At 62.9% G+C, this 9,663-nt stretch carries 8 protein-coding genes and 2 pseudogenes; 1 reads left to right on the top strand and 9 read right to left on the bottom strand.

Features of this window, described 5'->3' with window-relative positions:
• Nucleotides 1-544, bottom strand: a pseudogene (gene secA / locus B2V21_RS19125) (preprotein translocase subunit SecA); the annotation flags it as partial.
• Between the two features lie 308 nt (nt 545-852).
• Between secA and B2V21_RS19120 the strand changes: the two are divergent.
• Nucleotides 853-1,308 carry a DUF721 domain-containing protein gene (locus tag B2V21_RS19120; RefSeq protein ID WP_049860627.1) on the top strand — a complete coding sequence of 152 codons (456 nt, stop codon included), beginning with the start codon at nt 853-855 and terminating at the stop codon, nt 1,306-1,308.
• A 110-nt stretch (nt 1,309-1,418) separates the two neighbouring features.
• On the opposite strand, the gene lpxC is transcribed toward B2V21_RS19120, so the two are convergent.
• From lpxC to B2V21_RS19080, 8 genes and pseudogenes are all read right to left on the bottom strand, one after another.
• Nucleotides 1,419-2,330, bottom strand: coding sequence for a UDP-3-O-acyl-N-acetylglucosamine deacetylase (gene lpxC / locus B2V21_RS19115; RefSeq protein WP_049860626.1), 912 nt, complete (start codon nt 2,328-2,330; stop codon nt 1,419-1,421).
• 112 nt (nt 2,331-2,442) lie between these two features.
• Entirely contained in the window at nt 2,443-3,636 is a 1,194-nt protein-coding gene (gene ftsZ / locus B2V21_RS19110; protein ID WP_049860625.1) for a cell division protein FtsZ, read from the bottom strand.
• A gap of 52 nt (nt 3,637-3,688) precedes the next feature.
• The gene (gene ftsA / locus B2V21_RS19105) at nt 3,689-4,945 is read right to left on the bottom strand and encodes a cell division protein FtsA (protein WP_043186854.1); all 1,257 of its coding nucleotides are present in this window, start codon (nt 4,943-4,945) and stop codon (nt 3,689-3,691) included.
• Between the two features lie 14 nt (nt 4,946-4,959).
• The gene (locus B2V21_RS19100) at nt 4,960-5,829 is read right to left on the bottom strand and encodes a cell division protein FtsQ/DivIB (protein WP_122741485.1); all 870 of its coding nucleotides are present in this window, start codon (nt 5,827-5,829) and stop codon (nt 4,960-4,962) included.
• 4 nt (nt 5,830-5,833) lie between these two features.
• Nucleotides 5,834-6,768 (bottom strand): annotated as a pseudogene (locus B2V21_RS19095) (D-alanine--D-alanine ligase).
• Nucleotides 6,765-8,210, bottom strand: a complete 1,446-nt coding sequence (gene murC / locus B2V21_RS19090; protein WP_049860622.1) for a UDP-N-acetylmuramate--L-alanine ligase — start codon at nt 8,208-8,210, stop codon at nt 6,765-6,767. The pseudogene B2V21_RS19095 and the gene murC overlap by 4 nt, the downstream one beginning before the upstream one ends.
• Nucleotides 8,203-9,279 (bottom strand): undecaprenyldiphospho-muramoylpentapeptide beta-N-acetylglucosaminyltransferase, encoded by a 1,077-nt coding sequence (gene murG, locus B2V21_RS19085; protein ID WP_286917709.1) that lies wholly within the window; start codon nt 9,277-9,279, stop codon nt 8,203-8,205. Before murG ends, murC begins: the two co-directional genes overlap by 8 nt.
• Nucleotides 9,269-9,663 (bottom strand): FtsW/RodA/SpoVE family cell cycle protein (locus B2V21_RS19080; protein ID WP_286917708.1); only part of this gene is annotated, 395 nt, incomplete at its 5' end. The genes murG and B2V21_RS19080, both read right to left, overlap by 11 nt.

Raw genomic sequence — 9,663 nt, 5'->3', positions numbered from 1 at the left:
ATTCGTTGTTGGTGCCGTAGGTAATGTCGGCGGCATAGGCCAGACGCTTCTCTTCCGGCGGCGCGAACGGCGTGACCACGCCGACGGTGAGGCCCAGGTATTCGTACAGCGGACGCATCCAGTTGGCATCGCGACGCGCCAGGTAGTCGTTGACCGTGACCACGTGCACGCCCTTGCCGGACAGTGCGTTGAGGTATACGCCCAGGGTCGCTACCAGGGTCTTGCCTTCACCGGTGCGCATTTCGGCGATCATGCCTTCGTGCAGGGTGATGCCACCGATCAGCTGGACATCGAAGTGCCGCATACCCATGACGCGCTTGCCGGCTTCGCGGCAGACGGCGAAGGCTTCGGGCAGCAGCTGGTCGAGGGTCTCGCCTTTTGCCAGGCGGGCCTTGAACTCTGCGGTCTTGGCGCGCAGCTGCTCGTCCGAAAGGGCCACCATCTGCTCTTCGAAGGCATTGACGGCTTGTACCGTCTTGAGCATGCGTCGTACTTCACGCTCGTTCTTGCTTCCAAAAAGTTTCTTTAACAAAGGCGCAAACATATTGGCAGGATCTTCCACACATAGGGATGGAGGGCGGCCCCGTGAGTCGCCCGTGCAGCCCTCATGGCCGCATGCGAACGAGCATTCTACCCGGAAACGATGGAGAGGAAAGTGGCGCGATGTCCACGATGCTGGCACAGCGTTGTAATGGGGCGGCTTTACAATAAGGGCTTTTTCGCCAACTTCAACCCGCAAGGTGCAGATGTCATCCATTCAAACGCCGAGAGCTGGCCTGTGTCGTCCATGTGAAACGGTGTGGGCGAGGGATTCTGTTAAGATGCCGACTCTGTAACTTCAGGTGTATCCCCATGGTCTTTCGCCCCCTGCCCGCCCGGGCACCGGCAGTCCTGCTGCGCGAAGCCAAACCGCTCAAGGCCCTGTTCAGCCAGGCCCAGCGCCTGTCGCATCTGCAGCGCCTGTTCGAGAGCCAACTGCAGCCGGCGGCGCGCGAGCATTGCTACGTCGCCTCGTGGCGCGAGGGCAGCCTGTTGCTGATCGTCACCGACGGCCACTGGGCCACGCGCCTGCGCTACCAGCAGAAGCGCCTGCAACGCGATCTGCAGGCGCTGGAGGAATTCAGCAGCCTGACGCGCATCCTGTTCAAGGTGCAGCCGCCCACCGTGCAGAGCAAGGCCGGCGCGCGCAGCATCGACCTGTCGATCAGCGCGGGCGAGAACATCCAGGCGACCGCCGAGGGCATCAGCGATCCCAATCTGCGCGCGGCGCTGGAACGTCTGGCAGCTCACGCCAAGCGGCCACGCTGAGCGCTCGCCACACCCCAACCGTCCCCCCGCCCCGCCCCAAAAAACAACACCCAAAAAAAAGCCACCCAATGGGTGGCCTATAAATGTGAAACCAGAAAAGAGAGGTTGTATCAACCCAACGCAGCTGGCCGCATGTAAGAGATCGGTACCGTGCTGGCATCTTCGAACGTAACCACTTCCCAGGCGTCATCCTGCTCGAGCAGACGACGAAGAAGCTGGTTGTTCAGTGCGTGGCCCGACTTGTAGCCACGGAATTCGCCAATCAGGCTGTTACCCAGCTGATAGAGATCGCCGATTGCATCGAGAATCTTGTGTTTGACGAATTCGTCTTCGTAGCGAAGACCGTCCTCATTCATGACGCCTGCCTCGTCCACCACGATAGCGTTTTCAACGCTGCCGCCCAGTGCACGATTGTGCTTGCGCAGGTATTCAAGGTCGCTCATGAAGCCGAACGTGCGCGCCCGACTGACTTCCTTCACGAAGGACGTGCTGGAAAAGTCGACGCTGGCGGTCTGGGTGCGATCCTTGAAGACAGGATGATCGAAATCTATTTCGAAGCTCACCTTGAACCCTTCGAAAGGCAGGAAGGTGGCGCGCTTGTCGCCCTCCGTCACTGTCACTTCACGCAGGATCCGGATGAATTTCTTCGGCGCGTCTTGTTCTTCCAGGCCAGCCGATTGAATCAGGAATACGAAGGGTCCGGCACTGCCATCCATGATCGGCACTTCGGACGCGGAGAGCTCGACGTAGGCGTTATCGATTCCCAGGCCCGCCATGGCCGACAGTAGATGCTCTACGGTATCGACCTTGACATCGCCATTGACCAAAGTGGTGGACATCGTGGTGGCGCCGACATTGTGGGCGCGCGCAGGGATCTGCACGACCGGATCGAGGTCGACACGGCAGAACACGATGCCGGTATCCACGGGCGCGGGCTTCAAGGTCAGGTAGACCTTCTCACCGGAGTGCAAGCCGACGCCTGTGGCACGGATAATATTCTTCAGGGTGCGTTGTTTAATCATGGCATTGGCCGCTTCAGCGCAAATTGCGAACTGGTATCAACAAAGGCTGGCGATGATAGCAGACCGAACCTTTGCTGAACACCAATCACCCTAATACCCCTGATAAATTGCATCAATCGGCCTGACGACGCAGGAAGGCCGGGATGTCCAGATAATCCAGGTCATCCTGTGGGTTCAGCTTGGCCGCAGCGGCAGCGCCGGCGTGAGCCTGGTTGCGCATCACGGTCGGGCGATCCAGGTCGCGGTAGTTCACCGATGGAGCGTCCTGACGAGCAGGCTGCTGCGAAGGTGGAGGCGTCTGGGCTGCGGTCTGCATGGTGTTGTCGATGACCTTCACAGGCTTCTCGATCTTCGCGCCCAGGCCGGTGGCCACGACGGTAACGTGCAGCTCGTCGCGCATGTCCGGATCGATCACGGTACCGACCTTGACCATCGCGTGGTCGGAGGCGAACGCTTCGATGATGCTACCCACGTCGGAGTATTCACCCAGCGACAGGTCGGGACCTGCGGTGATGTTGACCAGGATGCCGCGAGCGCCCTGCAGGTTGACGTCTTCGAGCAGCGGGTTGCGAATGGCCGCTTCGGTGGCCTCGCGCGCGCGGTTCGGACCGCTGGCGCAGCCGGTACCCATCATCGCCATGCCCATTTCGCTCATCACGGTACGCACGTCGGCGAAGTCGACGTTGATCATGCCCGGACGCTTGATGATGTCGGAGATACCGCGAACGGCACCAGCCAGCACGTCGTCAGCCTTGGCGAACGCCGACAGCAGGCTGGCGTCCTTGCCCAGGATGGTCAGCAGCTTCTCGTTGGGAATGGTGATCAACGAGTCGACGCTTTCGGACAGCATGCGGATGCCTTCATCGGCGATCTGCATGCGCTTGCGGCCTTCGAAGGGGAACGGACGGGTCACGACCGCAACGGTCAGGATGCCCATTTCCTTGGCCACTTCGGCGATGATCGGTGCAGCACCGGTACCGGTACCGCCGCCCATGCCGGTGGTGATGAAGACCATGTTGGTGCCTTGCAGCACTTCGGCGATGCGCTCGCGGTCTTCCATCGCTGCCTGACGGCCGACTTCGGGGTTGGCGCCAGCGCCCAGGCCCTTGGTGACGCCGGTACCCAGTTGCAGGATCGTGCGTGCGCCGATGTTCTTGAGTGCCTGAGCATCGGTGTTGGCGCAGATGAATTCAACGCCTTCGATGTTGCTCTTGACCATGTGGTTGACGGCGTTGCCGCCGCCACCGCCGACACCGATAACTTTGATTACCGGGCTTTGCGGGATGTTGTCTACGAGTTCGAACATGTGCCCTCTCCTTTCTCTATTTGTGTGCGCCTACCGCTACTGCCGTTTTGAATCAGAAATTGCCTTGCACCCAACGCTTCAGCCGTTCCAGCACCGGAGCCTTGGTGTCATCGCTATAACTGCTGCTGTTGCTGATGCCTGACAGGTTCAAGCCATCGGATTGCTTCTGTAGGCCGTACATCAGCAGGCCCACGCCGGTGGAATAGATCGGGTTGCTGATGACGTCACTCAGCCCCCGTACGCTATGCGGCACGCCCAGGCGCACCGGCATGTGGAAGATTTCTTCGGCCAGCTCGACCGCGCCTTCCATTTTTGCCGTACCACCGGTCAGCACGATGCCGGCCGGGATGAGGTCTTCGTAGCCGCTGCGACGCAGCTCGGCCTGGATCAGGGTGAACAGTTCGTCGTAGCGTGGCTCGACGACTTCGGCCAGCGCCTGGCGCGACAGCTCGCGCGGCGGACGGTCGCCGACACTGGGCACCTTGATGGTTTCGCCGGCACCGGCCAGCTTGGCCAAGGCGCAGGCGTAACGGATCTTGATCTCTTCGGCGTACTGCGTGGGGGTCCGCAGGGCCATGGCGATGTCGTTGGTGACCTGATCGCCTGCAATGGGGATGACTGCGGTGTGACGGATGGCGCCTTCGGTGAAGATGGCGATATCCGTGGTACCGCCGCCGATGTCGACCAGGCACACGCCCAGTTCTTTCTCGTCATCGGTCAGCACCGAGTAGGCCGAGGCCAACTGCTCGAGGATGATGTCGTCGATTTCCAGGCCGCAGCGACGAACGCACTTCTCGATGTTCTGAGCCGCGTTGACGGCGCAGGTCACCACGTGAACCTTGGCTTCCAGACGCACGCCGGACATGCCCAGGGGCTCGCGCACGCCTTCCTGGTTGTCGATCACGTAATCCTGCGGCAGGGTGTGCAGGACGCGCTGGTCGGCCGGGATCGCCACGGCCTGGGCCGCGTCCAGAACGCGTTCCAGGTCGGCGGTGCTGACCTCACGGTCGCGAATGGCCACGATCCCGTGGGAGTTCAGGCTGCGAATGTGGTTACCGGCAACGCCGACGAACGCCGAGTGAATGCGGCAACCGGCCATCAGCTGGGCTTCTTCGACCGCACGCTGGATCGACGCCACGGTCGACTCGATGTTCACCACCACGCCCTTCTTCAGGCCGCGCGAGGGATGGGTGCCGATCCCCACGATGTCCAGCGTACCGTCGGCCGCGACTTCGCCCACCAGCGCCACCACCTTGGAGGTACCGATGTCCAGCCCGACGATCATTTTGCCGCTTTGCACGTTTGCCATGGTCCTGCCTCTTGTCAATTCTTCGCGACGGCGGGCTTGTCCGCCGTCGGGGCGCTCGGTTCACGCCAGCCCACGGCCAGGCCGTTGGCATAGCGCAGGTCGATACGCGCGATATTCGTGATCTGGTCTTTGAGTGTCTTGTCGTAAATGGCGATAAAGCGGCGCATTTTTTCCATCAAGTGGTCACGTCCCAGCAACAGCTCGATGCCCGGGCCGGCGCTTCCTGCGCCTGTGGTGAGAAACCAGCTGCCGCGTTCAGTCAGTTCCAGCCGGGCTACCGAATAGCCCAGCGGACGCAACATCTGACTCAGCACCTGGTATTGCTGCATCACCTGCTGTTGGGCCCGTGCCGGGCCGAACAACTGCGGCAAGTGTTCGTAGTTGCCCAGTTCGCGAGGCGCGAACGCCTGGCCCTGGTTGTTGAGCAGTGACTCGTTGCCCCAGCGCGCGACCGGCAGTTGCTCTTCCAGGCGAATCACCACCTGGTCGGGCCACACCCGGCGCACTTCGGCGTGGGCGATCCAGGGCATGGTCTCCAGCTCGGTGCGCATGCGGGTCAGGTCGATGCTGAAGAACGTGCTGCCGACATAAGGCTGGATACGCTCCTGCACCGACTGCTGGTTGATGTAGGCCAGGTCGCCCTGCACCGACACCTTGGTGATCGGGCGGTCGGCGTAGGGCATCAGGTACTGGGCGCCTTCATAGGTGCCAAAACCCAGACCCACCAGCAGCACCGGCCACATCAGCTTCTTGAAGATGCTGAAGTTGGCCTTCGGCAGACGCACCGACAGTGGCTCCTTGGCCACCATGCGGCTTGCACCCCGCGGCACCGGCTTGTTGCGACCGATGGCAGGTGACTGATGGCGAATCATTGGGCCGTGCATGGTCTTACCCTCGCGCCTTGCAACTGGCGGCAAGAATCGCCAGCACCAACTGCTGGAAATCCAGGCCAGCCGCTTTCGCCGCCATGGGCACCAGGCTGTGATCGGTCATGCCTGGAGCGGTGTTGACTTCCAGCAGCCAGAAACGGCCCTGCTGGTCCTGCATCACGTCCACGCGCCCCCAGCCCTGAATGCCGATGGCATCGCAGGCGCGCGCGCAGAGGTCGATGAGTTCCTGCTCCTTGGCGGGCGCAAGGCCACAGGGAACGCGGTACTGGGTATCGTTGGCGACGTATTTGGCGTCGTAGTCGTAGAACGTGTGGGGTGTGCCCAGCGCGATGGCAGGCAGCATCTGGCCACGCAGCGTCGCGACAGTGAACTCAGGGCCCTGGACCCATTGTTCGACCAGCACTTGTGAGTCGTAGGTGCTGGCGGCTTTCCAGGCGTCGACCAGTTCGTCGACGCTGTTCACCTTGGCCATCCCGATGCTTGAACCTTCATGGGCGGGTTTGACGATCAAAGGGAAGCCCAGTTCCCCGGCCGCGAAAATACAATCCTGTTCGCTCGCCAGCACGGCATGCGCCGGGGTCGGCAAGCCGAGGCTCTGCCACACCTGCTTGGTGCGCAGTTTGTCCATCGCCAGGGCGCTGGCGAGGATGCCGCTGCCGGTGNNCCCTGCATGCTGCCGTCTTCGCCGCCGCGGCCGTGCAGGATGATGAAGGCATGGTCGATCTTCTGCGCTTGCAGGCGCGCCAGCAGGTCATCGCCAACGTCGATACCGAACGCGTCCACGCCAGCGCTCTGCAAGGCCTCCAGGCACGCGGCGCCCGATTTCAGCGACACCTCGCGCTCGGCGCTCTTGCCGCCGTAGAGCACGGCCACGCGACCGAAGTCGCTGGGCATGATCTGCGAACGCAGGGTGTTGAGATCCAGAATGTTCATTGCGATTTCTCCGAGGCCTGCGCGAACAGCGGGCTTTTGAGCAACTGCGGGGCAAGGCCGCCGATGTCGCCGGCGCCCTGGCAGAGCAGGATGTCACCGGCGCGCAGCAACGGCTTGACCAGTGGCGCCAGCTCGACGCCGCGTTCGATATAGATGGGGTCCAACTGGCCACGCTGGCGAATGCTGTGGCACAACTGACGGCTGTCGGCGCCCGGGATCGGCTCTTCACCGGCCGGGTAGACCTCCATCAGCAGCAACACATTGGCATCGGCGAGCACTTGTACGAAATCGTCGTACAAGTCGCGCGTGCGGCTGAAGCGGTGGGGCTGATATACCATCACCAGACGTTTATCGGGCCAGCCGCCGCGTACGGCAGCGATCACGGCCGCGACTTCGCGGGGGTGATGGCCATAGTCGTCGACCAGCATCACGCTGCCGCCTTCGACCGGCAGTTCGCCGTACACCTGGAAGCGCCGGCCGACGCCCTGGAATCCGGACAGGCCCTGAACGATGGCGCTGTCACTGATGCCTTCGTCGGTGGCGATGGCGATCGTTGCCAGGGCATTGAGCACGTTGTGGTTGCCTGGCATGTTGACCGACACGTTGAGCGGCTCGCGGTCGCGGCGCAGCACCGTGAAGTGGGTCAGCATGCCTTGCTGGCGCACGTTGATGGCGCGCACGTCGGCTTCTTCGCTGATGCCGTAGGTCAGGGTCGGACGGGCGATCTGCGGGAGGATCTCGCGCACCACCGGGTCATCCAGGCAGACCACAGCCAGGCCGTAGAACGGCAGGTTGTGCAGGAACTCGACGAAGGTCTTCTTCAATACGTTGAAGTCGCCGCCGTAGGTCGCCATGTGATCGGCGTCGATGTTGGTGACCACGGCCACCAGCGGCTGCAGGTGCAGGAAGCTGGCATCGGACTCGTCGGCTTCGGCGATCAGATAGCGACTGGTGCCCAGCTGGGCATTGGTGCCAGCCGCATTCAGACGACCGCCGATGACGAACGTAGGGTCAAGGCCACCGGCTGCGAACACCGAGGCGATCAGGCTGGTGGTGGTGGTCTTGCCATGGGTCCCGGCCACGGCGATGCCGTGCCGGTAGCGCATCAGCTCGGCGAGCATCTCGGCGCGCGGCACCACTGGAATCCGGCGTTCCAAAGCGGTAGCGACTTCCGGGTTACTGGTGTTGACGGCACTGGAGACCACCAGCACGTCGGCGCTGGCGGCGTTTTCGGCACGGTGGCCGATGAAGATCTGCGCGCCGAACGACGTCAGTCGCTCGGTCACCGGCGAAGCCTTGAGGTCGGAACCCGAGACGTCGTAGCCCAGGTTCAGCAGCACCTCGGCGATGCCGCACATGCCCACGCCGCCGATGCCGACGAAATGGATACGACGAATACGGCGCATTTCCGGTTGCGGAATGGCTTTCTGGTTCTCAACCATGGGCCACCTCCAGGCAGACGTCGACCACATTGCGCGTGGCATCGGGTTTGGCCAGGCGGCGGGCAGTGCTCGCCATGCTCAGGAGTTTTTCGGGTTGCATCAAAACCTCTTTCAGGCGCTCGGCAAGTTGCGCCGCGCCGGTTGTCGCTTGTGGCATGAGGAAGGCAGCGCCTTCGCGGGCCAGATAATCGGCATTGCGTGTCTGGTGATCGTCGATCGCGTGAGGCAAAGGCACCAACAGCGACGGCAGGCCGGCGGCGGCCAGCTCGCTGATGGTCAACGCGCCCGCGCGGCAGACCACCAGGTCGGCCCAGCCGTAGGCTTGGGCCATGTCCTTGATGAACGGGGCAACCTGCGCCTCGACACCGGCAGTGCGATAGCGCTCGGCGGTGATCTCATCGTGCTTCTTGCCAGCCTGGTGAAACACCTCAGGCCGGTATTGCGCCGGAACCTGCGCCAGGGCCTCGGGCAACAGCTTGTTCAACGGCTCGGCGCCCAGGCTGCCGCCCAGGACCAGCAGCCGTGGCTGGCGCCCGATCAGGGCCTGGCGCGGGGTTTCCATGAACAACTCGCTGCGCACCGGATTTCCGGTGGTCCGGCGCTTGGCCGAAGCGGCGAAGGTGTCGGGGAAAGCTTCGCAGACTCGGCTGGCTAAAGGCACCAACAGGCGATTGGCGGTACCGGCCACGGCATTCTGCTCATGGACGATCACCGGTACACCGGCCAGCCGCGCGGCCACGCCGCCAGGGCCGGTCAGGTAACCACCGAAGCCGACCACGCACACCGGTCGCAGTTGGGCAATGATGCGGCGCGCCTGAACCACGGCCTTGCAGATGGCGAACGGCGCCTTGAGCAGGGCCAGTCGGCTCTTGCCACGCACACCGCTGACATCGATCAAATGCAACGGCAGGCCGTTGGCCGGCACCAGCTCGTTCTCGATACCGCGCGGCGTACCCAGCCAGTGCACGCTGAAACCGCGCGCCTGAAACTCGCGCGCACAGGCAAGGGCCGGGAACACGTGTCCGCCGGTGCCGCCAGCCATGATCAGTACATTGCCTTTACCGGCCATGGGGCGTCTCCTCGGCGAAATCGCTCTCGCTGAATTCCACCTCTTCGCTACCCAGGTGCGAGCGGCTTTCCCACTCGATGCGCAGCAACAGCCCCAGACAGGCGCAGCAGATGACCAGCGAGCTGCCGCCGTAGCTGAGAAACGGCAGGGTCAGACCCTTGGTGGGCAGCAGGCCGACGTTCACGCCGATGTTGATCAGGAACTGGCCGATCCACAGGAACGACAGGCCATAGGCCACGTAGGCGGCAAAGTACTGCTTGGCCCGCTCGGCCCAGAAACCGATGTACATACCGCGGATACAGACGAACACGAACAGCGCCACGGTGCACAGCGAACCCACCACGCCCAGCTCTTCGGCGAGCACCGAGAACACGAAGTCGGTGT

Origin of the sequence: Pseudomonas sp. UBA6276 (assembly GCF_002438365.1) — a bacterium.
Taxonomy (GTDB): Bacteria; Pseudomonadota; Gammaproteobacteria; order Pseudomonadales; family Pseudomonadaceae; genus Aquipseudomonas; species Aquipseudomonas coleopterorum.
Note: the sequence above shows the minus strand (reverse complement) of the source record. Positions and strands in the feature narration are given on the sequence as shown.

Bases quoted from the DNA above. Each gene is read 5' to 3' on its own strand.
- B2V21_RS19120 (WP_049860627.1), top strand. From the start codon at position 853: ATGGTCTTTCGCCCCCTGCCCGCCCGGGCACCGGCAGTCCTGCTGCGC.
- lpxC (WP_049860626.1), bottom strand. From the start codon at position 2,330: ATGATTAAACAACGCACCCTGAAGAATATTATCCGTGCCACAGGCGTC.
- ftsZ (WP_049860625.1), bottom strand. From the start codon at position 3,636: ATGTTCGAACTCGTAGACAACATCCCGCAAAGCCCGGTAATCAAAGTT.
- ftsA (WP_043186854.1), bottom strand. From the start codon at position 4,945: ATGGCAAACGTGCAAAGCGGCAAAATGATCGTCGGGCTGGACATCGGT.
- B2V21_RS19100 (WP_122741485.1), bottom strand. From the start codon at position 5,829: ATGCACGGCCCAATGATTCGCCATCAGTCACCTGCCATCGGTCGCAAC.
- murC (WP_049860622.1), bottom strand. From the start codon at position 8,210: ATGGTTGAGAACCAGAAAGCCATTCCGCAACCGGAAATGCGCCGTATT.
- murG (WP_286917709.1), bottom strand. From the start codon at position 9,279: ATGGCCGGTAAAGGCAATGTACTGATCATGGCTGGCGGCACCGGCGGA.